Raw genomic sequence first — 25232 nt, 5'->3', positions numbered from 1 at the left:
AAAATGCGCTCTGAATTTCAAAACGGAACGTCGCCGCTAATGCCTGCGCGTTCCATCTTTCTATGGCACGGCGGGTAGTCCATGACCGCGTAATGCTGCGTGCTGCGGTTATCCCAGATAGCAACGCTGTCTTTTTTCCAGCGCCAGCGCACCTGGTATTCGGGGATATTGGCCTGACTGATCAGATAATTTAATAAGAGACTGGAACCAGGGGCGCAATCCTGCCCGAAGCGGACATTGGCAGGAGTATGAAAATTAGTGAAATGCGTAGTAAATGCATTCACAAATAGAATTTTTTCGCCGGTATCGGGATGTATCCTGACAACCGGATGTTCTGCATCGGGATATTGCGCTTTCAGCGCCAGTCGTTTTTCGATTGGCATGACGGCACCAAAACTCGCTTCAAGGCTGTGACGTGCACGCAACGTTGCAATTTTGGTTTTGATGTCTTCAGGCAGGTTTTCGTATGCGAGAACCATATTTGCCCAAATCGTGTCGCCGCCGACATCCGGTGTTTCCACGCAACGCAATACGCAGCCAAATGGCGTTGCCTGTCGCCAGGTGGCATCGGTATGCCAGGCATTTTCATAGCGTGCATTCGGCTGATCGGGTGTCTTGTAAATTTGCACCAGACCCGGATGTTCCGGGTCGCTGCCGGCAACCGGGTGGTCCTCCAGGTCGCCGAAGCGGCGCGCAAAGGCGGCATGCTCGGCCCGGCTAATGTCCTGATTGCGCAAAAACAGCACTTTATGCTTGATCAGTTGCGCTTTGATTTCGGCAAACAGGGCATCATCGTGCGTCGCATCGGCAAGATCGAGGCCAGTCACCTCTGCGCCTATGCTGCAAGTCAATTGCTCAATACGCATGATCGTCTCCTCAGATGATAAAGATCGAAGAGCCGGTGGTGCTGCGCGACTCCATATCGCGATGGGCGGCCGTAGCGTCTTCCAGACTGTAGCGCTGGTTAATCTGGATATTGATGTTGCCGCTGGCAACGTGCGTAAACAGCTCGTTTGCCAGCGCCGCCTTTTCAGCCGGATCGGCGATGTAATCGGCAAGCGCCGGACGAGTCATGTAGAGAGACCCCTTCATGGCCAGCAGAACCGGGTCAAATGGCGGAATGGAACCCGAAGCTGTCCCGACGCAGACCAGCAAGCCGCGACGTTTGAGCGAGTTCAGCGAAGACATAAAGGTGTCTTTACCCACTCCGTCAATCACGACATCGACACCGCGTCCGCCGGTCAACTCGCGGGTGCGCTTGGCGACATCTTCATGGCTGTAATTAATGACTTCGTCACATCCATTCGCCAATGCAAGTGCTGCCTTTGCATCTGAAGATACGGTGCCGATCACTCTCAGTCCGAGAACTTTTGCCCACTGAGAGACGATCAAGCCAACGCCACCAGCTGCCGCATGCAACAAAATGCTGTCGCCGGGTTGGTAAGCATGGATGCGGCGCATCAGATAGGCGGAAGTCAGGCCGCGCATGGTCATGGCGGCTGCGGTCTCGAAAGCGATCGTGTCCGGCAACTTGATCAGTAAGGATGGATCGATCAGACGCTCGGTGCTGTAAGCGCCCAATGCAGTATGAAAACCAGTATAGGTAACACGGTCACCGATTGAAAAATCAGTCACCCCGCTACCCACGGCTTGCACCACCCCCGAGGCTTCGACCCCCATCCCGGACGGCAAGGGCACGGGGTAGGTGCCATTACGAAAATAGGTATCGGCGAAATTAAGTCCGACGGCGACATGCCGTAGCCTTACCTGCCCCGGACCAGGGTTCCCGACTTCCACATTTTCATAGCGAAGAACTTCTGGCCCACCGGTTTCGTAAAAACGAACGCATTTAGACATTCTCTATCTCCAGTTTTCTGATTTATTTTTCTTGCGAGTTGTTCGCATGAAGAAAAATATACTGGAGGCATAGCTTGCTTGCTTCGCATTGGACGGCGCAAACTTTTCATTTCATGACAAACGTTGCATAATGAAAGCGGAAAATACGCATTTCATGACAAAAATAAATCGCTGATCAAATCACGCAATAGCCGGTTGAAGGGGGAGATTCCTATGAGTACGCTTGTGAGGGCAGCAGCGCTTACCAATTATTTTGAAGTCGCGCATAGCCTTGGTTTGAATCCTCAAAGCCTGTTACAAAAGGTCGGTCTGAGTAAGAGTTTGCTGGCGGATCCCGATCAGAAAATTCCTGTCAGCGCTGTAATTCAGTTGCTGGAAGATTCTGCGGATCGGACGAACTGTCCGACTTTTGGCCTTCTGATGGCAGAATCACGGCAATTATCCGATTTCGGTGTGATGAGCTTACTAATTGCTCATCAGGAAACGCTTAAAGATGTGTTGTCGACACTCATGCAATACAAACATCTTCTGAATGAATCACTGGCTATTCACGTCGAAGCCGCAGATCAGAAAGTGATCATTAAAGAAGAAATCGTGACTGATAAAAAACTATCCTCGCGACAATCCATCGAACTGGCTCTGGGCGTGTTATTCCGCACGATTAATGCATTGATCGGCGAACGTTGGTTGCCGCTCAGTGTGAACTTTACTCACCAGGCACCACCGCAATTAAATATTTATCGCCGAATATTCGGAGTACATATTGAGTTTGGCAGCGAATTCAACGGTATCGTTTGCCTCGCTTCCGACCTGAATTCACCGAACCCGCGCGCAGATTCAAAAATGGCCAAGTATGCGCAAAATTATGTCGATTCCATGCGAAGGGAAACAGAACACTCTCTAGCATCCGATGTCGAAAAAGCGATCTATCTTTCTTTACCTGCCGGACATGCAACCATAGAGCAAATCTCGCAAAGTATGGGATTGAATGTCAGGTCCATGCAGCGCCAACTGTCGGAGTCGGGGGAGGTTTTCTCGAATCTGGTCAATAATGCGCGGCGCGATCTGGCCGTGCGCTATATGGAAAATCCCAATTTTTCTCTGGGGCGCGTAGCAGGGCTCCTGGGTTACTCTATGCCAAGCTCGTTTACGAGATGGTTTAAAGCCGAATTCGGAGAGGCGCCGGCGACCTGGCGGAAAATGCACGTAAAACAGCACCTGGATAGTGCCGCCTGATCCAATGGCAGGCTGTCTTGATCAACTATGCCAAAGCGTCGCGTAAAGGAAAGAAAGCCCAGGTTGTTTTGCGCGCCGCTGCAGCCGCATCGCGAATATTCATTCCCGTAAATTTTCTGTGAAAACTCTGGCAGCACGCGAACGAATTTCGTGGCGCATGCGAAGAGTCGCCGAAGACGTCTTTGGAGTGGGCGGGTGTTTTTCCTCGAGGACAGGAACATACCCGGCCCGACGGTAAAACTCAACTGCGTTGAGAGACGCTTCAAGAGTGAGCGCTGTGATTCCGCGCCTGGCTGCCATAGCTTCAAGTGCGCGCAGAATTTTCAGGCCAATGCCTTGGCGGGAGTGAGGCGGGCTGACATAGACAGCTTCGATGAACGCCGTCTCCGGGTTCAATTGGCCGAATGCCACGACACTTTCATTCACATCTTCGACGAGTACGATCTTCCGCTCAATCGCGGTGTGATATGTCTCGGCGGTTCGAGATGAGCACCAGTCCTCTATCTCTGCCGCTGGATAATGCAAAGAGGCCTGCGCTCGAATTGCGGCTATGCGGGTTTGCAATATTTCCGGTGCATCAGAGATTTTGGCAAGTCGGAGCATTCTTTTGCGGCCTAACGTAATTTAATGTCATCTCAAGCGGCGATCTGTCTCTTCATGAGACCCGGGCGTTCTAATCTATCCAGCCTCCGGCGCGCTCAGTAGCGGACACTTCAATGCTACGCGCCCGAGCAATTCTCGCTTGAGATCAGCCAGTTCGGCGATCTTCTGATCAATGATCGCCACTTTCTCCATCAGCAATGCGGCAACCGCCGCATCGGGCGCCGGAGTGTCCAGTAAGTCCGGTAAGCTGGCGCCGATTTCGTTCAAGCTGAATCCCAGCTTTTGGGCGGTGCGGATATACCGGAGTATCTCTACGGTTTCGGGGTGATAGATCCGATAACCGTTGCTGCCGCGTGCGGAGCGTATCAACCCGCGCTCCTCATAGAAACGCAAGGTATCGCGGCTGAGGCCGCTGGCCGAAGCTAAACTGCCGATACGCATTTCCCCTCCCGGTTTTGCTTGACCTTGGAGTGTACCCGAGGCTTTACCCTGACTGCTCATTCATTCTTTTGAGGAGAGGGTAGAAAATGATCGATCAAACGCAATATCGCCGCATCGTCCGCGCCAGTGCCTGGTACGACCTGGTGGCCACCATCGGCTTTGCCACACCCTGGACCTTTGCCGCGGTGCACGCGAGTTTGTTGTGGCTGGTGCGGAGGTGGCAACTGGCCGGCAGATTTCCAGCGTTCGAGCCGGCCCACATGCTGATGGCAAACTTGCTGGGATCGATCGTCACGGTGTGGGCGATATTGCGTATCCGCGATCCGCAGCAGCAATTCGGCCGCTACGATGCGGCGGCGCGATTCCTCTTTGCGGCATGGCAAATCTATGCTGTCGCCCATGGAGCCAGCGTGATTATTCTCGGCTTCACGCTGATGGAAGTCGTCTTCGGCGTTTTGCAGTGCTTGCCAGTGCGTAGCGGCCCGGCCAGGCTAGGCCCGGCCGCTGCAAGAAGCTAGCTATATTTGTACAGCGGCTCCGGCTTGACAGTCAGTTGCTGCAGCGAGGCGATCAGGTCGGCAAAACGTTGCCCCTGAACCGTCACGTGCTGGCGCAGCAAGTCGGCCGTCAGCTCGCTGTCGCCGGCGATGATGGCTTGCACTACACCGTCATGCTCCTGGTATGAGACATTCAAGCGATCGCGCACCCGCAGCTGCAGCCGTCGATATGGCCGCAGCCTGCGCTGCAGCGATTGCGCCTGGGCCACCAGGAAGGCGTTATGGCTGCCTTCATAGATGGCGCCATGGAAGGCTTCGTTCTTGTAGAAATAGGTATCGGGATCGTGGGCGTCGCGCGCTTCCATGCAGGCCTGGTGCGCCGCCAGCAGGCTGGCGTGCTCTTCGCTGGACATCCTGCGCGCCGCCAGGCGGCCGCACATGGCTTCCAGTTCTGCCATCACCTCAAACATTTCCACCAGCTGGCGTGGACCGATTTCGGCAACTACGGTGCCGCGCCGCGGGCGAGTCACTACGATGCCCATCGAAGCCAGCTGGATCAGTGCTTCGCGCACAGGCGTGCGGGAGACGCCGAACTTGATGGCCAGGTCGGTTTCATCGAGATGCTGGCCTGGGCGAAACTCACCAACTGCAATCATTTCTTCGATGGTTTCGCGTAGCGATTCCGAGCGATTTTTTGTCATGAGCATAATTTGGCCGTTTCTGGGATTATGTGTATCCGAGATTTGATTGTAAGGCGTATTTATTCGTTGACATGAAAATGTTTTATGGAATATTGTGTATACAAGAAAATGAAAGAAGAATACATAGCATCTATCTTCAGCAATAATGGCGTGAAAAGTAGCTAAAACTGTATCGATAATTTTTCCAACAGAGGAGTGGGGATATGTCTTTAATCAGCAGAAGAGCGGTGCTGGGCGCGCTGGCGAGCACACCGTTCTGGTCGGTGTCGTCAGTCTGGGCGCAGTCGAGCGCCTTGAAAATTTCGCACCAATTTCCCGGTGGCACCATCAGTGAAGGCGACTTCCGTGATCGCCTGACCCGCGTGTTCGCCGCTGAAGTCAGCAAGCGCACCAACGGTAGCCTGAAATTCGAAATCTATCCCGGCTCTTCATTGATGAAGACCAACTCCCAATTCTCTGCAATGCGCAAAGGCGCCCTGGATTTTTCCCTGGTGCCGCTTAACTACGCCGGCGGCGAAGTGCCGGAAGTGAACATCGGCCTGATGCCTGGCCTGGTGACATCGTATGAGCAAGGCGCAGCCTGGAAGAATGCGGAAGTCGGCAAGGAATTGTCGCGCATCCTGCTGGAAAAGGGCGTCATCATCGTCAGCTGGATCTGGCAGGCCGGCGGTGTGGCGTCGCGCACCAAGCCAATCGTCGATCCTTCCGATGCCAAGGGGTTGAAGGTACGCGGCGGTTCGCGTGAGATGGACTTGATCCTGAAAGAAGCCGGCGCCGCAGTAGTGACGCTGCCGTCCAACGAAATCTATGCGGCGATGCAGACCGGGGCGATGGATGCCGCCATGACGTCATCTACCTCGCTGATTTCGTTCCGCCTGGAAGAAGTATCCAAGAGCCTGACCACCGGCCGCGATAAAGCCTATTGGTATATGTTGGAACCTTTGATGATTTCCAAGGCTACCTTCGACCGCCTCACCAAGGAACAGCAGGTAGCGGTGATGGCCGTTGGCGCCGAGATGGAGAAGTTTGCCATCGACGCTGCGCGGCTCGATGATTCCGGCGTAGCTGCGGTCTATCAAAAAGCCGGCGCCAAGGTGGTCGACTTGAACGCGGCGACCGTCAAAAAATGGCAGGACATCGCACGTACCACAGCGTGGAAGGATTACGCTGCGAGAAACGACAACTGCGCAAAATTGCTAAAACTGGCTGAGAAACTCCTATGAGCCACGGCTTCGACGCGAAGCCGACTACCGGACCCGTCTTGCCTGCCATGCCGGATAATCCGGTAGTGGCGGTCTTGGCCGGGGTCCTCGAACGCTTCAATAAACTGGCGCTGTATCTCTCCATGGCAGCGCTGATGTTGACAGCGCTGATCATGACTTATTCAGTGGTCGCGCGCTATTTCTTTCATGTTCCCACCGACTGGCAGGACGACGCCACGGTATTCATGCTGGTTGGCGTGATCTTCCTGTGTGCCGGTTACGCGCAGTCGTATCGCGGCCACATCGGCATCGAAGCGTTGTCTTCGATACTGCCGGCCGGAGTGAACGCGGTGCGTTTGCTGCTGGTTGATGTGATCTCTTTCCTGTTCTGTGGATTCTTTTCATGGAAATCATGGACGTTGTTCCATGAAGCATGGTCGGAAGGCCAGACTACCTCATCCACTTTTGCACCGCCATTGTGGATTCCCTATTCGCTGATGGCGCTCGGCATGACAGTACTGACCTTGCAGATACTGGTGCAAGTATTGACACGCCTGACTGACCGCAGCACGTCTGCCAAATCTAAAACTGTCTCGGGAGAGCAATGAGTCCGCTTGCCTTAGGTGCCTTGTACGGCATTGTCACGATTGTCGTGATGTGTTCCGGCATGCCGATTGCGTTTGCGCTCGGTGTAGTCGCGACCGGTTTCATGTATTTCTTCATGCCTGCGTCCTCGCTTGATACGGTTACACAGAACGTCTACGAGGAAATTGCTTCGGTCACTTTGCTGTCGATTCCACTATTCATATTGAAGGGGGCGGCCATCGGCAAATCGCCGGCCGGGCGCGATCTGTATTCGGCGATCCATGCCTGGCTGAACCGGGTGCCGGGCGGCCTGGGCATCGCCAACGTCTTTGCCTGTGCCTTGTTTGCGGCGATGGCCGGCTCTTCGCCTGCAACCTGCTCGGCGATCGGTTCTGCCGGTATTCCGGAAATGCGACGCCGCGGTTACTCACCGGGTTTTGCTGCCGGCATCATCGCTGCCGGCGGTACGCTCGGTATTTTGTTGCCGCCTTCAATCACCATGATCTTGTATGCGGTGGCGTCGGAACAATCGCTGGGCCGCCTGTTCCTGGCCGGCGTCGGTCCTGGCGTGCTGCTGGTGTTCCTGTTTGCCGGTTATGCCGTGTACCGCGCGCGCAAGGAATATCGGATCGCCCATGCCATCTACAGCGAGGGCGGCGTCAAGTCAGCCTATCTGGACGACGAACATTTCACCCTTGCGCAAAAAGTTGAAATGCTGCCGCGCGTGCTGCCTTTCCTGATTTTGCTGATCGGCGTGATGATCGCCTTGTACGGCGGTTTTGCCACGCCATCCGAGACTGCGGGTCTCGGCGCATTGCTGGCGATCGTGCTGATCGCTGTGGTGTATCGCATGTGGCGTCCGCGCGACCTGATGCCGTTCCTGAATTCGACCATCAAGGAATCCTGCATGCTGCTGCTGATCATCGGCATGTCCTTGCTGTATTCGTATGTCATGAGTTACCTGCATATCAGCCAGTCGGCGGCGCAATGGGTGGTTGCCCTGCATCTGTCGAAATGGCTGTTGCTGGCGGTGATCTTGCTGATGGTGATCGTGCTTGGTTTTTTCCTGCCGCCGGTATCGATCATCCTGATGACCGCACCGATCATCTTGCCGCCGCTGCGCGAAGCAGGGTTCGACCTGATCTGGTTCGGCGTGGTGATGACGGTGGTGATGGAAATGGGCTTGATCCATCCGCCGGTAGGTTTGAACTTGTTTGTCATCAAGAACATTGCGCCCGATATTCCGTTATCGGATGTGATCAAAGGCACCTTGCCGTTCTTGCTGCTGATGTTCCTGGCGATCATCCTGCTTTGCCTGTTCCCGGGCATTGTCACCGGATTGCCTGATATGTTGATGGGAGTAAGGTAATGGACGGGCGGCGCTGGAATTTACGCAATACCAATCGCGAACAGCGCTTGCAGCGCGCCGCCAACGTCCTTGGCAGTGCCTGCAAAGGCAAACTGGTAGACACCGGACGGATTGCAGATTTGCTGTACAGCGTGCTGGAATCCGGCGACCGGGTTTGCCTGGAAGGGAACAACCAGAAACAGGCCGATTTCCTGGCCAAGGCCCTGGCCAGGCTCGATTCCAGTCGCATCAGCGGCCTGCACATGCTGCTGTCGGTGCTGGCTTTGCCTGAACACCTGGATGTGTTTGAAAACGGTGTCGCCGATCGCCTGGATTTTTCCTTTTCCGGGCCGCAGGCGGTGCGCCTGGCCAGGCTAGTGGCGGCCGGCAAGTTGAATATCGGCGCGATCCACACTTATCTGGAATTGTTCGGCCGCTACTTTGTCGACCTGACGCCGCGCGTGGCCCTGGTCGCAGCGCAGGCTGCGGACCGCCACGGCAATCTCTACACCGGGCCGAATACCGAAGACACACCGGCGATTGTCGAAGCCACTGCCTTCAGTGGCGGCATCGTGATCGCCCAGGTTAACGAGATAGTCGATGTGCTGCCGCGCGTGGATATCCCTGCGGACTGGGTCAGCTTCGTAGTGGAGGCGCCGACCCCGCACTACATCGAGCCGTTATTTACCCGCGATCCGGCGCAGATATCCGAGATCCAGGTCCTGATGGCGATGATGGCGATCAAGGGTATCTATGCTGAATACCAGGTGCAGCGCCTGAATCATGGTATCGGTTTTGATACTGCCGCGATCGAACTGATTTTGCCGACCTATGCCGCATCGCTGGGCTTGAAAGGCAAAATCTGCAAACACTGGGCGCTTAATCCGCATCCGGCGCTGATCCCGGCGATCGAGGCCGGTTTCGTCGAGTCTATCCATTCGTTCGGTTCCGAACTCGGCATGGAAGAATACATCCGGGCCCGCCCCGACGTTTTCTTTGTCGGTCACGACGGTTCGATGCGTAGCAACCGCGCTTTCAGCCAGATGGCTGGCCACTATGCTTGCGACATGTTCATCGGCTCGACCCTGCAAATCGATTTACAAGGCAATTCATCGACCGCCACCGCCGGCCGCATCGCCGGTTTCGGCGGCGCGCCGAACATGGGCGCCGATGCACGTGGCCGGCGTCATGCCAGTCCGGCCTGGCTGAAAGCCGGACGCCAGGCGCGCGAAGGCAAGAACCTGATTCCGCGTGGACAAAAACTGGTGGTGCAAATCGTCGAGACCTTCCGTGAACACATGCAGCCGGCATTCGTCGAACGGCTGGATGCCTGGGAGCTGGCTGAGCAAGCCGATATGGCGCTTCCACCGGTGATGATTTATGGCGACGACGTGAGCCACATCCTGACCGAAGAAGGACTGGCCAATTTGCTGTTATGCCGCAGCGACGAAGAACGCGAACAGGCAGTACGCGGGGTTGCAGGCTATACCCCGGTAGGATTGGGGCGCGACAAGCGCATGGTCGAAAACCTGCGTGACCGCGGAATCATTCAGCGGCCTGAGGATCTCGGCATAGATAAACGGCTGGCGACGCGCGACTTGCTGGCGGCAAAAAGCATGAAGGACCTGGTGCGCGCCTCGGGCGGTTTGTACAGCCCGCCGAGACGTTTCAGGAACTGGTAAAGACGGCTGCAGTACAGAGTTGATGCAGCGAGTAGCTGCAAAGAGCTGGTGAATGGAGGTCTCGTGGAAACTTTGAATTTTCGTTTTGAGCACGGTCAGCGCCGGCTTCCGCCCGCTGCCCAGTTGTCCGGCGTAGTCAGTTCGGGCAACCTGGAAGTGCTGGTGGAGTCGGCCGCGCTGAACGGCGCCTGCACGATTGAAATCAGGACTGCGGCGCGCGGATTCGGCGCTATCTGGGAAGCTGTGCTGGGTGATTTCCAGGAGCGCTGGCAACTGGCCGATGCGCGTATCGCGATCAATGACATGGGAGCAACCCCGGCGGTAGTCAGCTTGCGTCTCGATCAGGCGCTGCAAGCCATGACAGGGAAAACGCCATGAGCAGCTACCTGGAAGCGAACGCGCGCGAGCGCTTGTCTGCGGTGCTGGATATCGACAGTTTTTATGAATTTCTGCCACCCGCGCTAAGGACAGTCAGTCCTCACTTGGGGCAGCTGGATGCGCCGGTATCGTTTGACGATGGCGTGGCGGTTGGCCAGGGGCGGCTGCACGGCGAGTGTGTATTCGTAGCGGCGCAAGAGGGCGGTTTCATGGGCGGCGCGGTGGGCGAGGTGCACGGCGCCAAGCTCACCGGTTTGTTGCAGCGCGCTCTGCGCGAACGCCCGTATGCCGTGTTGCTGTTGCTGGAGACCGGCGGCGTGCGTTTGCATGAAGCCAACGCCGGCCTGATTGCCGTGTCCGAAGTCATGCGCGCCTTGCTTGAGGTACGCGCTGCCGGCATTCCGGTGATTGTGCTGGTCGGCGGTTCCAACGGTTGTTTCGGCGGCATGGGCATCGTCGCCCGCTGCGCCAATGCGATCGTGATGTCGGAAGAGGGGCGGCTGGCGATGTCGGGGCCGGAGGTGATAGAGACTGCCAACGGCGTCGAAGAATTCGATTCGCGCGACCGGGCGCTGGTGTGGCGCACCAGCGGCGGCAAGCATCGCTATTTGCTCGGTGATTGCCAGATGCTGGTGGCTGACAGCAGCGCTGCGTTTCGACAGGCAGCGTTCGATATGGCGCAAGAATCGCATGCCAACGCCGGCAACATTCCGTTGACGCTGGAAGCGCTGGAAGCAGAACAGCAATTTTTACAGAATCGCATCGATCGCTTTGGCGCCGCGGCCGATCCGCTTGAAATCTGGAGCGCGATCGGTGTTGCCGACGCCGCGCAGCTGCCGATGCTGGAAGCAGACGCTTTCGTTACCGCCACTGCCGAATTGCGGCTGGGAGCTTGAGCATGGACTGGAAAACCCTGACAGCGACGTTGTTCCCCGATGGCCACACCGTGGTCGAGAAAGATGATTTCCTAAGCGGCACGGCAGAGGTCGATGGCAACACAGTGACGGTGATCGGCACTACCGGCCACGCTGCGATCGGCGTTGAAATCGCTTTGTTGCAGGCACAGGCGATCCTGGCGACCGTGCGTCAGCATCCGCAGCGAACGATCGTGATCCTGGTCGATACCCAAGGCCAGCGCTTGCGGCATCGGGATGAAATGCTGGGTATCAACAGTTATATGGCGCAGCTGGCAAAGTGTATCGACCTGGCGCGGCGGCAACAGCACAAGATCGTCGGACTGGTCTACGACCAGGCATTGTCAGGTGGTTTCATCACCAGCGGCCTGATGGCCGATGCCTGTTATGCCTTGCCGGACGCTACCATCCGCGTCATGGGTTTGCCGGCCATGGCAAGGATTACCAAGGTGCCGGAAGCCAGGCTGACGGAACTGGCCAAGAGCAATCCTGTATTTGCCCCCGGCGCCGTCAATTATCTGCATATGGGCGGCATCGAAGCGATCTGGGATGGCGATCTGGCCGGGCAGCTGGTAACCGCTCTGCGCGCGGCTAGCCCGCAAGACCAACGCAGTGCGGCCGGCCGGCAACGCGGCGGCCGCAGCCACGCTTGGCAGGTAACCCAGGCTGTGACGGATTATGCTGGCCCGCCATAGCCTGGTCTGGCTAAACGCCGACGGCTGGCAGCGCGCAGCGCAAACGATGGCGACGATGGCGGCCGAAGTGAATTATCAAGCTGTGCTGCAACGCTGGCAGCGCCACGACTGGCCGGTGGTCCTGCGCCGCCGTGAAGCGGGCACGCCGGAAGACCAATTATGTCTTGGGCTGGCGCTGCCGCCTGATGGCCAAGGCAACAAGACCAGAATCCCGTTTAAGGCGCAGCTTGCCGACGTCCAGAGGATTACAGATCCGCTGGCATTGGGCGCTGCCCTGAAGCATGCGCCACCTGGCTGGAGCGGCGCGCTGCATGCCTTTGCCGGCGATTGCCTGCAAAGCGGCATGGCGATGCGGATATACGGTTCCTGGGCCTGGCAAATCCTGACGCAGCAAAACTATGTAAGACCAGGTTCGGATATCGATCTGTTGTTCGCGCCCGGCAGTGCCGAAGAATTGACGCGCGGCCTCGGTTTGCTGGCACAACACGCAGCGCGGCTGCCGCTGGATGGCGAGATCGTTTTTGCGGAGGGGCAGGCTGTAGCCTGGAAGGAATGCTGGCAGGCGCTGCAGGCGGGCAACCAGCAACGCGTACTGGTCAAGACCGGGGACACGGTCAAGCTGATGCCGCTGGCGGCATTGATGGACACCCTGGAAGGCGCATGATGTTGACCGATCGCCATGCCGATACGCGAGCGCAGCCGTTGCTACCGCAGTCGCCGCATTTGCGCCGCGACGAATTGGCGCAACAGCAGAGTTTGCGCCAGCAGCGGGCATTTTGCCTGACGGTTGGCCAGCTGGCCTTGCGTAGTTTGTACCGTGAATTACAGCTTTATCCAAAACCCGGCCTGGTGTCGCCAGTGGACAGCGGTAGTCACGCTGACATGGATGTCGTCACTTTCATGCGCAGCTTGTTTGCGCTACGCCACTATTTCATACGGATTACGCAGGCAGGCATGGCAGGCACGGAGTTTGCCGTGTTGAAGCAACTGGGCATGGATGCCGAGCGAGCCATGTTGCGAGCCACTGCCGGGATCAATACCCATAGAGGGGCGATTTTTTGTCTTGGCATGTTGTGCGCAACGGCGGGTTATTGTCATGCTCGCCGCATGCCGCTGTCGGCTGCCGCGATTCGCGCCAGTTTGCTGATTCAGTGGGGCGACGGTTTGAGCCGCCATATGCAGGATCGGGCGGTAACTTCGCACGGTACGCAGGTGGCGCAAAAATATGCGGTGAGCGGCGCCAGCGAAGAGGCTGCGCTTGGCTTTCCGTCCTTGTTTGAACTTGCGTTGCCGCGTTTTCTGCAGACGCTCGGGGCCGGGCGCGGCTACGATGCCGCCGCTATCGACACCTTGTTCACCTTGATGGCAACGATCAACGACACCAATCTCTACCATCGGGGCGGGCTGGCGGGCGCCGATAAGGTAAAAACCAGCGCCCGTCAATTTCTGGATGCGGGCGGCTGCGCAACAGAAGATTGGCGCGAACGCGCAATTAGTTGCCATAGTGCATTTATTCAGGATAAGCTGTCGCCCGGTGGTGCAGCCGACTTATTGGCCGCCACCTATTTCATGCATGGACTTAGCTACCTGCGGTGATCGGGACCGTTTGCCGATTGCCCATGCTGCTACCGCCGCGACCGAATACTTGATGCGTCGACCAATTAATTGATTAATCCTTATCCTCTCTGGAGCACAAATGAAGAAGTTGTCTTTGGCAGTCGGCAGTAGTTTGCTGGGCTTGTTTGGCTTACTTGCAATTGGTAGCGCTAACGCAGAACCGGGTATTACCTCCAGCACCATCGTGATCGGCCAGTCGGCAGGCTTTACCGGCACCGCAGCCGAGGAAGTAAAACAGGCAACGGCCGGCGCGCAATTGTATTTCGATATCGTCAACAAGCAAGGCGGTGTGTTCGGCCGCAAGATCGTGCTGGAGTCGCTCGACGATGGCTTTGAGCCTAAGCGTACTGTTGAAAATACCCGTAAGCTGCTGAACGAAAAGAATGCGTTTGCATTGTTCCTGTATCGCGGTACGCCGACCACCGAATCCATCATGGGTGCCATCAATGAGGCCAAAGTACCCTTGATCGCCCCGGTCAGCGGCGCTACTTCGCTGCATGAGCCTATGCAGCACTATCTGTTTAATGTGCGTTCCAAATACCGGGATGAAGTCGGCACTGCCGTCGAACAGCTGTCCGGCATGGGTTTGCAGCGTTATGCCGTGCTGGTGTCCAACGATTCGTTTGGCAATGACGCGCTGGAAGGTTTGAAGCAGGCCATCAAGAAACATAAGTTGCCGGAGCCGGTGATCGCCAATTACGAGCGCAACACGGTGGCGGTAGAAGGTGCAGTGAAAAAGATTTTCGATGCCAAGCCACAAGCAGTACTGTTGATTTGCACCGCCAAGCCATGCGCGGCATTTATCAAACAGTACCGCGAGGCCGGCGGCTCGCAGCAAATGATTGCGTTGTCGAATGTCAGTTCGCAAGTGTTTTTGCAAGGCTTGGGTAAAGATGCGCGCGGTCTCGGCATGACGCAAGTATTTCCGAATCCAAGAAGTTCGAGCACGCAGATATCCAAGGAATTCATGACTGCGCTCAAGACGCGCACTGAATTGTCTGATTCCTATCCGACCTTGGAAGGCTTTATTTCCGCCAAGGTATTGGTAGAAGGTTTGCGCCGCGCCGGCAACAAGCCGACCCGCGAAAGCCTGGTCAGCGGCCTGGAAGGCATGGGTGGTTACGACATCGGCGGCATGGCGCTTAAATATGGCCCAAACAGTCGCGATGGTCTGAATTTCATTGAGTTGACAGTGATCGGCAAGGATGGCTACGTACTGCGTTAAGTGACCAAAGGTTTTACAGTGAATGCGAAGAGATGTACGAACTAACCGGGGTCAGAGTGAACTTTCGGTATGCTCTACCGCCGAAACTTCACTCTGATCCCGCTTAGTGGACCACGGAGCAGGAGTCGTAAAACGCAAAGAAACAAACCGGCGATAAGTGGGCTGCCTTTCTCCGTGGCCGTGATGCGTATCGCAGAGAGGGGAAATATCGATGTTGATCAATAGATTTCAAACTGCCTCTAAGCCACATCGCAAGGTGGATCGTAAATGACTCCGCGCCTGGCAATCCTGTGCCCTGGGCAGGGTGGGCAGCATGCTGCAATGTTCGATCTGCCACGCTCCGATCCGGCCACCACGGAATTGCTGCAGCAATGGCTGCCCGATACCGCGCTGGGGCACTCACTGCAGCAGATACTGGCTGACGACGCCTTGTTGTTTTCAAACCGGCTGGCGCAGCCGCTGATAGTGGCGGCCACGGCCGCAGTCTGGTCGGCTTTGCAGCCGTTGTTGCCACCGCCGGCACTGGTAGCCGGTTATAGCGTCGGCGAGATCGCCGCTTATCATGTCGCCGGTGCCATTTCTGCGCCGCAAGCGATTCAGCTGGCGACGTCGCGCGCAGCGTTGATGGACGCTTGCGTGCTGCCGGCATCGCCTCAAATCCTGTTCTCGGTTAGTGGCATTGCTGTCAGCAAGCTGGCGGCTCTACTGACGCCGCATCATTTGTATGTGGCGATCGAGACTGAAGCAGATAGCTGCATCGCGGGTGGCCTTGCTCAGGACATGCATGCGGCAGTCAGCGAGATCGAGCGTCTGGGCGGCAGGATCCGTATACTGCCAGTGACGGTGGCTTCCCATACTCCGCTGATGGACAACGCAGTCCAACCATTTGCACAGCAACTGCGCCGGCAGTTTTCGATAGATCCTCCAGTGCCTGTGCTGTCGGGCTTGAGCGGGCAAGTGCTGACAAAAAAAGAGCAAGCGATAACGGCGCTGTCACAGCAATTGGCGCAAACCATACGCTGGAGCGATTGCATGGATGCCTGTGCCGAGCAAGGTATCACGGCCGCACTGGAGCTGGGGCCGGGCGCGGCGTTGTCGCGGATGTTGCAGGCGCGTCATCCGCATATCGCCTGCCGTTCGGTAAGCGAGTTCCGGTCGCTGCAGGGCGTACGTAGCTGGCTGCAACGTTTGTGATATTAAAGAATTGCGTCGCTGTCAGGTTTTTTTCGCATCTGGCTGCACAGGCAACGTTATTTCCACCACATGCTCGCGCTTGTCATCCTGCAAGACGATCACCGCATCCATCTGCATAATCCCGTCAACGCTAACCTGAGTGCCAGCACCACGGGCCACGGTTTGGGTGACTACAATACTGTACATGGTATCCCGGTAACGGTAATTCATGCGATAGGTATCCCAGTCTTGCGGCAGGCATGGCGTGACATGCAGTTTGTCCCCTTCCAGTTTCAGGCCCAGCAGCGATTCGACAATCAGGCGATACATCCATCCTGCTGATCCGGTATACCAGGTCCAGCCGCCGCGGCCGACATGCGGCGCTCTGGCATAAACGTCAGCGGCGACAACATAAGGCTCGACTTTATAAGTAGCGATTTTCCTGGCAGTCTTGCCATGGTTGAGCGGATTGATCAGCCGCATCAATTCCCAGGCGCGCCAATGATTTCCCAGTTTGGCAAACGCCATCACGGTCCAGATTGCGGCATGGGTATACTGCCCGCCATTCTCGCGCACACCGGGAACGTAGCCGCGGATATAACCGGGATCCTGGTCGGACTTGTCGAACGGCGGGTCCAGCAACTGGATAATGGCTTCGGTGCGCCGCACCAGCCGCTTGTCGACTGCCTGCATCGCCGTCTGCACGCGTTGCGGATCGCCGGCGCCCGACAGCACTGCCCAGCTTTGTGAAATTGAATCGATCTGGCATTCGACGTTCTGGGCCGAGCCGAGCGGAGTGCCGTCGTCGAAATAGGCGCGACGGTACCAGCCGCCGTCCCAGCCGTTTTTTTCGATATTTTGCTGTAGTTGCTTTGCTTCGGAACGACAGCGATCGGCGAAAGCATGGTCCGCGTGAATCTCGGCAATTTCAGCGAAGCCGGTCAACACGTCATACAAGAAGAAACTGAGCCATACGCTTTCACCTTTGCCTTTGTCGCCCACCTTGTCCATGCCGTCGTTCCAGTCGCAAGATCCCATCAGGGACAGGCCGTGTGTGCCAAATTTCAAGCCTCTCTCGATAGCACGTACGCAATGTTCATAGAGTGTTTCCGCCTGGTTTGAATGGCCTGGCAGATCGTAGTATGAATCCTCATCCTGGTTGAGCGCACGACCTTCGAGGAAGTGCGTCCTCTCGTCCAGCACACCGCTATCGCCGGTACTGCTGACGTAACGGTGGACCGCCAGCGGCAACCACAGGTAATCGTCGGAACAATGGGTGCGAACGCCACGGTCGGTAGGTGGGTGCCACCAATGCTGGACATCGCCTTCGATAAACTGGTGGGCGGCGCATAGCAGCAGTTGGGCACGCAGCAGCTGCGGCTGGTTGTGCACCAGCGCCATGGCGTCCTGCAGCTGGTCACGGAAGCCGAACGCGCCGCCGGACTGGTAGTAACCGCTACGCGCCCACAGGCGGCAGGAGATGACCTGGTACATCAGCCAGCCATTGGCGAGCAGATTGAGTTCCTGGTCAGGTGTTTCGACCTGGACTGCACCCAGCGTCCGCTCCCAGAACGCATGTACCGCTTGCAAGGCCTCCTGCGCTGCAGTTGCGCCACGGTAGCGCTGCACCAGGTTGCTGACATTAGTCTGGCGGGTATCGGCCATCCCGAGGATGAACACGATCTCGCGCTGCTGACCCTGGTTCAGCTCGAATTGCATCTGCATTGCTGCACACGGATCCAGGCCGGCGCCGATCTTGCCTGACAGACGGACACGTTCCATCGCCGCAGGCTTTTGCAAGGAGCCGTTGCGCCCGATGAATTCGTTGCGGTCGCCACTGATGCTGCGGGCGCCGGCGTCGACATCGAAGAACGCAGTACGGTCGGTGAATTCGGTGTTGTAGGGATTGCGTGCAAACAGCGCGCCGGTAGCCGGATCGGTTTCGGTGACGATATGCATGGCGGATTTAGGGCGCAGATCGCCGAGCACCCATTCGACATAGCCGGTAGCAGACAGCTTGCGTACCGTGTCGGATTCGTTACGCACCCGCAGTACCGAATATTTAACCGATGCATCCATCGCGACATACACGGTCAACTCGGACACAATGCCATCTTCAATATGTTCGAACACGCTATAGCCGAAGCCGTGCCGTGTCACATAGTCGCCTGTACCGCGGCGCGGCAGCGGGGTAGGGGACCAGTAGTGGCCACTCTCCTCATCGCGTAAATAGAATACTTCGCCGCCGATGTCGCTGACAGGATCGTTAGCCCAAGGCGTCAGGCGGAATTCATGGGCGTTTTCGCCCCAGGTGTAAGCTTGCCCGCTTTCCGAGATGACGCTGCCGAATTGCGGGTTGGCGATGACATTCACCCATGGCGCCGGCGTGACCTGGGTGCTGGAGGTGGTGATCACATATTCGCGTCCATCCGCCGAGAAGCCGCCAAGGCCGTTTTCCATCAGCAGATCCCGGCCGGGTACTTCAATCTGCTGTGCGATGGCAAACGGCGCCTGTCTCAATGCCGGCGTCAGGCGCGGTACGCGGATTTCCATCAGGTCGCGCCGGTTGATTTGCTCAACCAGCGTGCCGCGGCTATCGCTCAAGATCACCCTTGCCACCGACTGGAACAGAATCCGGTCTTCATCGGATATCTGATCGATCAATCGTACAAATATGCCGCCGGGGCGGTCGATTTCATGAGCGCCGGTCACCGAGGAAATCAGTCCGAGGATTTGTTCCTGCAGCAATTGCCGATAGCCGGCGTGGTCTTCGTTCCAGATGACCAGGTCGATCATCAACCCTTTCGAGCGCCAATACGCGTGCGCTTGCACCAGTTGGCGCACCAGCTCGATGTTTTCCTGGCTCTTGAGCCGCACCAGCACGATCGGCAAATCGCCGGAGATAGCGTAACCCCACAGACCGGATTGCCCGCGATGATTGCGGATCAGGATGCTGGCGTCGGCACGCAGCAGCGGATTGACGTAAATCACCGAATTGGCCAGCCTGCTATATAGCTGGGCATCGGCTTCGCTGGCGTTGAGCTGGCGCAGCACCACCTGGCTATGCGGCCAGGATAATTCGACCACGCGGTCTGCCAGATGCCGGTCCTGGTATTTCTCGATCAAGCCAAGGCACGCATCCCGCGAGTCGCCGATACCGGTCACCATGTCGATGGTGGCAGTCTGTTCTGCTTCTAGCGTGATTTGATAGCGGATGGCGACAATAGGGTCGAGCACGGGGCCGGCATTGCCCGCCAACGGCCCCGGATCGCGCATCGCTTGCGGTGCGGCGACGGTATTGCCGCGGCCGATAAACTGCATGCGGTCGGTTTCATACGATACCGTGCCGATGTCGGCGCCATGCAGCGCCATCAGATGGAACATCCACGGTACTTTTTCATTCATCGAACGCGGACGGCGAGTGCACAGGATGGCGCGGTGCGCGGCGACGATCTCGGTCTGCACAAACAAATTGCTGAATGCAGGATGGGTGGCGTCGGCGGCGGCCGGCGCCAGCACTACTTCGGCGTAGCTGGTGATATCTATGGTACGGCGTGTGCGCGAGCGGTTGATGATGCGGGTACGGCGCAATTCGATGTCGTCTTCCTGCGACACCACGATTTCGGTATGCATGTCGAAATTGCTGTCGCGCCGCCGGAATTCGGCACGGCCTTCAGAGAAGATCACTTCGTAGTTATCGGGCGGCGCCAGTGTAGGCTGGAATGCCGTCGACCAGAAATGACCAGGTTCGCCGGCGTTCATTTCACGGACATAGCAAAAGGTACCCCAGTTATCGCGCGTGCTGTCTTCTTGCCAGCGGGTGACGGCCAGATCGTTCCAACGGCTGCGGCTGCCGCCGGCGCTGGTGATCATCACGTGATAACGCCCGTTGGATAAGAGCTGCACTTCCGGCGTACGTGGATCGGGGCGCTGCAGTACGCGCATTTGCATGCCTTGATCGACTGCTGCAGTACGAATGTCGGCCAGTTCCGTGGTGTTTGAATAGGTTGCGCTGGCTTTCGGCACGCGTTCGTGCAGCAGCGACATGGTGGCCTGGAACAAAGGGTCCGATTCGAAACGCTTTTGCATGGGAGCATCGAGCAGAAAATAGGCTAGCGACAAGAATCCCATGCCTTGATGATGTGCCATGAATGAACGGATTACCGCGTTTGGCTGGCCACGCGGAACCCGCGACGGTGTGTAATCGATCGCTTCGAAAAAGCCGTACTCGCCTTCGAAACCTTCAGCTGACAATTGCTGCAGGTTGCGGCATGCTTCTTCCGGCGCCACCATCAACGCCATCATCGAAGCATATGGAGCGATCACCAGATCGTCGCCGAGGCCGCGTTTGAAGCCGAGGCCAGGCACGCCGAATGCGCGATACTGATAATTAAGACTGGCGTCGAAAGTGTGATAACCCGACTCCGAAATGCCCCATGGCACACCACGCTGCATGCCGTATTCGATGTGCCGTTTTACCGCGGACCGGTAAGTCTGTGCCAGCAAGGTATTTTCGAAGTTCGGCATGACCAGCAGAGGCATCAGGTACTCGAACATCGAGCCGCTCCACGACAACAGGATAGGCTCACCGCCAGCGACGGTGAGTTGGGGTCCCAGTGCAAACCAGCTGTCCTGCGGGATCTGGCCTTGAGCGATGGCGACGAAAGTGGCCAGCCTGGCTTCCGAGGCTAACAGATCGTAGAAACTGACATCGCGCCGGCGATCACTGACGTTGTAGCCGATGGCCAGCAGATGCGTAGCCGGATCGTACAGAAAGCCGTACTCCATGCGGGAAAACTCTGCGGCTTGCGTCACCAGTTGTTCGATCAGTAGCATGCGCTCGGCAGCATGTTGGCTACCCTTGGCCACCAGTTGACTTAGGCTACGTTGCGCGTCGGTCTGGTGCAAACCATCGTCCGCAGCAAGCTTCGCTTCAAGCAATGGCGCCAGATTGGCATGGTTCTGCGCCAGTTGCCGCAAGGTCGGAATCTGGTCCAGCTGCGGGAAATCATTTATCCATTCCGCCGGCGGCAGCATGTGTATCCACGGCGTCAGGGTGTTCAATTCATGCAAAGCTTCACGACACTGGCTGGCCAGAGCGCGCGCCCAGACATTGAGCTGGGTGTCGGGGACTGTGTCAAGGCCGGCAACGAAACCTGCCGCACAATGGCTCAGTCTTTGCAGGCAATCGTGCACTACCATCAGTGTGGCCGGCGCAGATTGGCAGGCCGCTTCCAGATCTTTTTCGAACTGGATCAGTTTCGCCAGCGGCCCACCGCCCGCCGTATCGCGCAGGATTTCATAAGTGTCGCGAATGCCGGAAAATACCCTGGTGCTGAATATCGGCGTATCCAGCAAGCCGGTCAGGCCGGGGCGCAGAGTCATCAGGTGGCCGGCAAGATTGCCGCTATCCACTGTCGAGACATAGATCGGGTGCAGCGGTTTCAGGTATTGGGTGTCGTACCAGTTGTAGAAGTGTCCCTGGTAACGTTCCAGGGAAGCCATGGTCTGGAAGGTGTTCTGGGTCCTTTCCAGCAGCTGGCCGGATGGGATGTAGCCGAAATCATAAGCGGTCAGATTAGCCAGCAGGGACAGGCCGATGTTGGTGGGCGAGGTACGGCGCGCAACAACCGCCACCGGGTGTTCTTGCACATTGTCGAGTGGCAGCCAGTTATCTTCCGGGCCGACGTAGGTCTCGAAAAACAACCACATCTTGCGCGACAGCGATTTCAAGAAGCGTGTCTGTTCCTGAGACAGCTCGGCTATGCGGCGTGCAATCGGCTGGCTGATCCAATACGCAATAACCGGAGATAGCCACCATAGCAGCAAAACGACCGTAGCCGCTTGCAGCGCGTGTGGATTCCTGACAACCAGCCACGCCGCCGTGGCGAGGGCAATCACCGGTGCGATCCACATCGATCTGTAGTAGGACAGCAAACCGTTCGCGGTCTGGCGATTGACTTCGCTGGATGGGTTCCATTCCAGTAGTTTTTTATGTGAGACCATTATCCGCCATTGCGTACGGATAATGGCGTCCAGGTTCATTGCGGCCTCATACGGCAAAAAAATCAAGGTCAGCGCCGCATGGGAAAAATGCTGAAGGGCTGCCCGCAACGATGCGGAAAAATGCTGGCGAAACAGTACGTCCTCCGGTTTTCTGAGCAGGCTCAACAGGCTGGCGCAGATGGAAGGAATCAGCAGGATGCCGAGCGCGACGCAGGTCCAGAACCAGGCCGAAGCCAAACCGATCCAGCCGATCAGCAATAAGGCTGTCAGCGCGAGCGGGACTATGCTGCGCCGCAGGTTGTCGAACAGCTTCCAGCGCGACAAGGCCGACAGCGGATTACGGTGATGGCCGATCTTGCCGCTTGCCGCGTCACGCGCACCCGGCACCCTCGGCAGCAGCCAGGAAGCGATCTGCCAGTCGCCGCGTATCCACCGGTGGCGACGGCTGACGTCGGCGCTATAGCGGGCGGGATATTGCTCGTACAGCTGGACATCGCTGAGCAAACCGGAGCGTGCGTAGCAACCTTCCAGCAGATCATGGCTGAGTACGCGGTTTTCCGGCATGCGGTCTTTCAATGTCTGTTCAAAGGCGTCGACATCGTAGATGCCTTTGCCGACGAAAGAACCTTCGCCAAAGAGATCCTGATAGACATCCGATACGGTGCGGGTGTAAGGGTCGATGCCGGTTTCGCCGCCGCACAACAGTTCGTAGCGCGAGGCGCCGGCGCTGGGCAGGCTGACCGCCAGGCGCGGTTGCAGGATACCGTACCCTTCGACCACACGCTGGCGGCTGGCATCATAGTGCGCGCGGTTCAGCGGATGGGCCATGGTGGCCACGAATTTTCTGGCGGCATCGCGTGGCAATTCGGTATCGGTATCGAGCGTGATCACGTACCTGACATTGCTCAAATTTTCCGTATTGCCGACGATAAGCGAAAAACTGTCTTTCGCACCGCCGCGCAAGAATGCATTGAGATCCGCCAGTTTGCCGCGCTTACGCTCGTAACCCATCCAGGTGTTTTCTTGTGGATTCCAGCGCCGCGGGCGGTGCAGCAGCAGGAAATTACTGTCTTCATCCTGGAAGTATTTTTTGTTCAATTCCTGAATGTTGTGCTCGATATGCTGCAACAGGCCGTCGTCTTCCGGCATCGTTTCGGTTTTCGCATCGGCGAAATCGGTCAACAGGCAAAAGCGCAGATTGGCGTCGCGATTGGCCAGGTAGCGTACTTCGAGCGCTTCGCTCAGGTTGTCGATATTTTGTTTGGTGAACATTATCGTCGGCACCACCACCAGCGCCCGCGATTCGGCTGGAATACCGTTCGAAAAATCCATCCTCGGCAGCGGGTGCGGCACGGCGACCAGGGTGATTACCCAGTTGACCATGGCATGCGCAAACTGGCTGCCAGCTACCAAAGCGAGTGCGGCTACCAGTGCCAGCAGCCAAACGCTGGCGTCGTCGGCATAGGCCTTGGCGACGATGCCACCGGTGACAGCCAAGGTAATCAGCAGCGTGCTGCCCACATAGGCGGTCAGGGGAGCTGCTTTGCTTGCGCGCCGCAGCATTTCCATCGATGGTAGCCTGGCTGCGACGGCTTGTTCCAGTTGCACCAGGCCTTTGCCGACCAGGTAATAGCCGACATGCCCGGTGCGTTGGTCGACGCCCGTCGCCTCGGCGCCGGCAAGGCGTACCGCATGTTCGGCAATGTCGGATTCCGACAGCGGACTGTACCGGGCTATCTGTTCGACGACATGCCGATAGTGATCGCGCGTGGAAAAATCCATGCGGGCATAAACGTCGACCGGGTCCTTGCGTAAGACATGATCGACCACACTCATGGTTTCGACGAATTCGCGCCAATCCATGGCGCTCAGGAAGCGCAGGCTGCCGATGCTGTTGCTGATCGATACCTGATCGGCGGCTTGCTGCTGGGTTTCAGACTGGACCAGCAGCTCGATGGTCTGGCCGGATTCCGTCAGGCGCTGCGACAGCCAGGTCAAGGGCAAAGTCAGTGCCGGGCTTTGCCCTTGCAGGCGGCGCACCAGTTCGGCGACGAACGCGCTGTCCAGCGGCGGGTTGGAGCGCGCCATGTCGGCCACCAGCAGGATCAGGTTACTAGGGTCGTTTTCAGCGCTCTCCGCCATTGCGTCGGCCCAGGAGTCGGCCAGATTGCGATTGAGGCGTGTGTTGGCGAGATGGGCCGCGACGCGCCGCAGGTTTTCTATCAGCGCCAGGCGCAGCATGATCGGGATCGCCCACAATTCACCCAGTTTTAGAGGGGTAACTTGCTGGTAGGCGGCGACGAAGCGACTCAGGCTTTCGGGATCGACCCGGCCATCGCCGTGCGAAATGGTTTCCAGCGCAATGTCGTAGACGCGCGGCCGGCCGGCTGAGTTGCCGCGCAGCAGGCGCGGTAATTCCTTACTGTAGTTTTTTGGCAAATGCCGTTTGGCGGTACGGATCTGTTCTTCGATCAGATAGAAATTATCGAGCAGCCATTCGGCGGCAGGTGTGATCTGGCGACTAGCCTGGATTGCTTCGGTCAGCTGGTTACAGGCATCGATGATGACATTTTCATTGTCGGCCAGACGCGATAGCAGTTGGTCGCGCGCGCGTTCGCTGCTGAGTTTGTGCGCATTGGCCAGGATACGGCCGTGTTGCTCCATCTGCAAGGCGCTGAACAGTTCCGCGCGCAGTGGTAACTCATCCTCTGCCGGTCCGTTACGCATGCTTCCGGGTAGCAATGCGTTCTTTATGCCGAGTAAACTGTCGTAGAGAGATCTAGGGTCTGTTTTCAATTCTAACGTTTCTATTCAGATAATGAAACTGAGGAGAATCGGATCGCAGAGCGTAGACATGATTGTCAAGGATCTGATTCTGGCCCTGCAAAATAGTGCTTCAGACAACAGCACGAGTTCGCTGTCAAGAGAGGCGTGCGACAGGGGACGATAGAATTTGAGGCAGCGGGAATGCCAACTGGCGTGCTGTGAACCAGTCTACGCTTTACAGCTTAGCAGTTTCTGCGGGCGCTCTCTGAATATCGGAATATCAATCGGAGCCCGCCCCGTTAATTT

At 57.3% G+C, this 25232-nt stretch carries 19 protein-coding genes; 13 read left to right on the top strand and 6 right to left on the bottom strand.

The features are described 5' to 3' along the window. Nucleotides 1–17: 17 nt before the first annotated feature. Nucleotides 18–866, bottom strand: a complete 849-nt coding sequence (locus BM029_RS12670; protein WP_092436535.1) for a TauD/TfdA dioxygenase family protein — start codon at nt 864–866, stop codon at nt 18–20. Nucleotides 867–876: 10 nt separating this feature from the next. After that, entirely contained in the window at nt 877–1857 is a 981-nt protein-coding gene (locus tag BM029_RS12665) for a quinone oxidoreductase family protein (protein ID WP_092436532.1), read from the bottom strand. A gap of 213 nt (nt 1858–2070) precedes the next feature. Here BM029_RS12665 and BM029_RS12660 point away from each other — a divergent pair, with 213 nt between their 5' ends. Continuing rightward, nucleotides 2071–3093: an AraC family transcriptional regulator gene (locus BM029_RS12660; RefSeq protein WP_092436530.1), complete on the top strand. Its 1023-nt coding sequence runs from the start codon at nt 2071–2073 to the stop codon at nt 3091–3093. Nucleotides 3094–3192: 99 nt separating this feature from the next. On the opposite strand, the gene BM029_RS12655 is transcribed toward BM029_RS12660, so the two are convergent. Both BM029_RS12655 and BM029_RS12650 read right to left on the bottom strand, forming a co-directional pair. Beyond that, on the bottom strand, nt 3193–3696 hold the full coding sequence (locus BM029_RS12655) for a GNAT family N-acetyltransferase (RefSeq protein WP_092436528.1): 504 nt from the start codon (nt 3694–3696) through the stop codon (nt 3193–3195). A gap of 75 nt (nt 3697–3771) precedes the next feature. Then, the gene (locus BM029_RS12650) at nt 3772–4137 is read right to left on the bottom strand and encodes a MerR family transcriptional regulator (protein WP_092436525.1); all 366 of its coding nucleotides are present in this window, start codon (nt 4135–4137) and stop codon (nt 3772–3774) included. A gap of 86 nt (nt 4138–4223) precedes the next feature. On the opposite strand from BM029_RS12650, the gene BM029_RS12645 reads away from it, so the two are divergent. Continuing rightward, nucleotides 4224–4655: a hypothetical protein gene (locus BM029_RS12645; RefSeq protein WP_092436523.1), complete on the top strand. Its 432-nt coding sequence runs from the start codon at nt 4224–4226 to the stop codon at nt 4653–4655. Here BM029_RS12645 and BM029_RS12640 read toward each other — a convergent pair. After that, complete coding sequence (locus BM029_RS12640; protein WP_092436521.1) at nt 4652–5341, bottom strand: GntR family transcriptional regulator; 690 nt, start codon at nt 5339–5341, stop codon at nt 4652–4654. The genes BM029_RS12645 and BM029_RS12640 overlap by 4 nt on opposite strands. Nucleotides 5342–5538: 197 nt before the next feature. Between BM029_RS12640 and dctP the strand changes: the two genes are divergently transcribed. From dctP to BM029_RS12585, 11 genes are all read left to right on the top strand, one after another. After that, entirely contained in the window at nt 5539–6558 is a 1020-nt protein-coding gene (gene dctP, locus BM029_RS12635; RefSeq protein WP_092436519.1) for a TRAP transporter substrate-binding protein DctP, read from the top strand. Next, on the top strand, nt 6555–7145 hold the full coding sequence (locus BM029_RS12630; RefSeq protein ID WP_092436518.1) for a TRAP transporter small permease: 591 nt from the start codon (nt 6555–6557) through the stop codon (nt 7143–7145). The genes dctP and BM029_RS12630 overlap by 4 nt, the downstream gene beginning before the upstream one ends. Continuing rightward, complete coding sequence (locus BM029_RS12625) at nt 7142–8491, top strand: TRAP transporter large permease (RefSeq protein ID WP_092436517.1); 1350 nt, start codon at nt 7142–7144, stop codon at nt 8489–8491. Before BM029_RS12630 ends, BM029_RS12625 begins: the two co-directional genes overlap by 4 nt. After that, on the top strand, nt 8491–10152 hold the full coding sequence (gene mdcA / locus BM029_RS12620; protein WP_092436515.1) for a malonate decarboxylase subunit alpha: 1662 nt from the start codon (nt 8491–8493) through the stop codon (nt 10150–10152). The genes BM029_RS12625 and mdcA overlap by 1 nt, the downstream gene beginning before the upstream one ends. Nucleotides 10153–10215: 63 nt before the next feature. After that, nucleotides 10216–10530, top strand: a complete 315-nt coding sequence (gene mdcC / locus BM029_RS12615) for a malonate decarboxylase acyl carrier protein (RefSeq protein WP_092436513.1) — start codon at nt 10216–10218, stop codon at nt 10528–10530. Beyond that, nucleotides 10527–11426, top strand: coding sequence for a biotin-independent malonate decarboxylase subunit beta (locus BM029_RS12610; RefSeq protein ID WP_092436511.1), 900 nt, complete (start codon nt 10527–10529; stop codon nt 11424–11426). Before mdcC ends, BM029_RS12610 begins: the two co-directional genes overlap by 4 nt. Before the next feature lie 2 nt (nt 11427–11428). Further along, nucleotides 11429–12139, top strand: a complete 711-nt coding sequence (gene mdcE / locus BM029_RS12605; RefSeq protein WP_092436509.1) for a biotin-independent malonate decarboxylase subunit gamma — start codon at nt 11429–11431, stop codon at nt 12137–12139. Beyond that, nucleotides 12123–12803, top strand: a complete 681-nt coding sequence (mdcG, locus tag BM029_RS12600; protein ID WP_092436507.1) for a malonate decarboxylase holo-[acyl-carrier-protein] synthase — start codon at nt 12123–12125, stop codon at nt 12801–12803. The genes mdcE and mdcG overlap by 17 nt, the downstream gene beginning before the upstream one ends. Continuing rightward, on the top strand, nt 12800–13735 hold the full coding sequence (gene mdcB, locus BM029_RS12595) for a triphosphoribosyl-dephospho-CoA synthase MdcB (protein ID WP_092436505.1): 936 nt from the start codon (nt 12800–12802) through the stop codon (nt 13733–13735). The genes mdcG and mdcB overlap by 4 nt, the downstream gene beginning before the upstream one ends. Before the next feature lie 100 nt (nt 13736–13835). Continuing rightward, nucleotides 13836–14981 carry an ABC transporter substrate-binding protein gene (locus tag BM029_RS12590; protein WP_092436503.1) on the top strand — a complete coding sequence of 382 codons (1146 nt, stop codon included), beginning with the start codon at nt 13836–13838 and terminating at the stop codon, nt 14979–14981. A gap of 267 nt (nt 14982–15248) precedes the next feature. Beyond that, nucleotides 15249–16175 carry an ACP S-malonyltransferase gene (locus BM029_RS12585; RefSeq protein WP_092436501.1) on the top strand — a complete coding sequence of 309 codons (927 nt, stop codon included), beginning with the start codon at nt 15249–15251 and terminating at the stop codon, nt 16173–16175. Between the two features lie 21 nt (nt 16176–16196). On the opposite strand, the gene BM029_RS12580 is transcribed toward BM029_RS12585, so the two are convergent. Continuing rightward, the gene (locus tag BM029_RS12580) at nt 16197–24887 is read right to left on the bottom strand and encodes a glycoside hydrolase family 94 protein (protein ID WP_092436499.1); all 8691 of its coding nucleotides are present in this window, start codon (nt 24885–24887) and stop codon (nt 16197–16199) included. Nucleotides 24888–25232 lie beyond the last annotated feature (345 nt).

Source organism: Collimonas sp. OK607, assembly GCF_900111995.1.
Classification (GTDB): Bacteria; Pseudomonadota; Gammaproteobacteria; order Burkholderiales; family Burkholderiaceae_D; genus Collimonas.
This window is presented reverse-complemented; position numbering and strand designations above follow the sequence as displayed.

What these genes read in the sequence shown, in the direction of transcription:
- BM029_RS12670 (WP_092436535.1), bottom strand. Translation starts at nt 866, where the DNA reads ATGCGTATTGAGCAATTGACTTGCAGCATAGGCGCAGAGGTGACTGGC.
- BM029_RS12665 (WP_092436532.1), bottom strand. Translation starts at nt 1,857, where the DNA reads ATGTCTAAATGCGTTCGTTTTTACGAAACCGGTGGGCCAGAAGTTCTT.
- BM029_RS12660 (WP_092436530.1), top strand. Translation starts at nt 2,071, where the DNA reads ATGAGTACGCTTGTGAGGGCAGCAGCGCTTACCAATTATTTTGAAGTC.
- BM029_RS12655 (WP_092436528.1), bottom strand. Translation starts at nt 3,696, where the DNA reads ATGCTCCGACTTGCCAAAATCTCTGATGCACCGGAAATATTGCAAACC.
- BM029_RS12650 (WP_092436525.1), bottom strand. Translation starts at nt 4,137, where the DNA reads ATGCGTATCGGCAGTTTAGCTTCGGCCAGCGGCCTCAGCCGCGATACC.
- BM029_RS12645 (WP_092436523.1), top strand. Translation starts at nt 4,224, where the DNA reads ATGATCGATCAAACGCAATATCGCCGCATCGTCCGCGCCAGTGCCTGG.
- BM029_RS12640 (WP_092436521.1), bottom strand. Translation starts at nt 5,341, where the DNA reads ATGCTCATGACAAAAAATCGCTCGGAATCGCTACGCGAAACCATCGAA.
- dctP (WP_092436519.1), top strand. Translation starts at nt 5,539, where the DNA reads ATGTCTTTAATCAGCAGAAGAGCGGTGCTGGGCGCGCTGGCGAGCACA.
- BM029_RS12630 (WP_092436518.1), top strand. Translation starts at nt 6,555, where the DNA reads ATGAGCCACGGCTTCGACGCGAAGCCGACTACCGGACCCGTCTTGCCT.
- BM029_RS12625 (WP_092436517.1), top strand. Translation starts at nt 7,142, where the DNA reads ATGAGTCCGCTTGCCTTAGGTGCCTTGTACGGCATTGTCACGATTGTC.
- mdcA (WP_092436515.1), top strand. Translation starts at nt 8,491, where the DNA reads ATGGACGGGCGGCGCTGGAATTTACGCAATACCAATCGCGAACAGCGC.
- BM029_RS12610 (WP_092436511.1), top strand. Translation starts at nt 10,527, where the DNA reads ATGAGCAGCTACCTGGAAGCGAACGCGCGCGAGCGCTTGTCTGCGGTG.
- mdcE (WP_092436509.1), top strand. Translation starts at nt 11,429, where the DNA reads ATGGACTGGAAAACCCTGACAGCGACGTTGTTCCCCGATGGCCACACC.
- mdcG (WP_092436507.1), top strand. Translation starts at nt 12,123, where the DNA reads ATGCTGGCCCGCCATAGCCTGGTCTGGCTAAACGCCGACGGCTGGCAG.
- mdcB (WP_092436505.1), top strand. Translation starts at nt 12,800, where the DNA reads ATGATGTTGACCGATCGCCATGCCGATACGCGAGCGCAGCCGTTGCTA.
- BM029_RS12590 (WP_092436503.1), top strand. Translation starts at nt 13,836, where the DNA reads ATGAAGAAGTTGTCTTTGGCAGTCGGCAGTAGTTTGCTGGGCTTGTTT.
- BM029_RS12585 (WP_092436501.1), top strand. Translation starts at nt 15,249, where the DNA reads ATGACTCCGCGCCTGGCAATCCTGTGCCCTGGGCAGGGTGGGCAGCAT.
- BM029_RS12580 (WP_092436499.1), bottom strand. Translation starts at nt 24,887, where the DNA reads ATGCGTAACGGACCGGCAGAGGATGAGTTACCACTGCGCGCGGAACTG.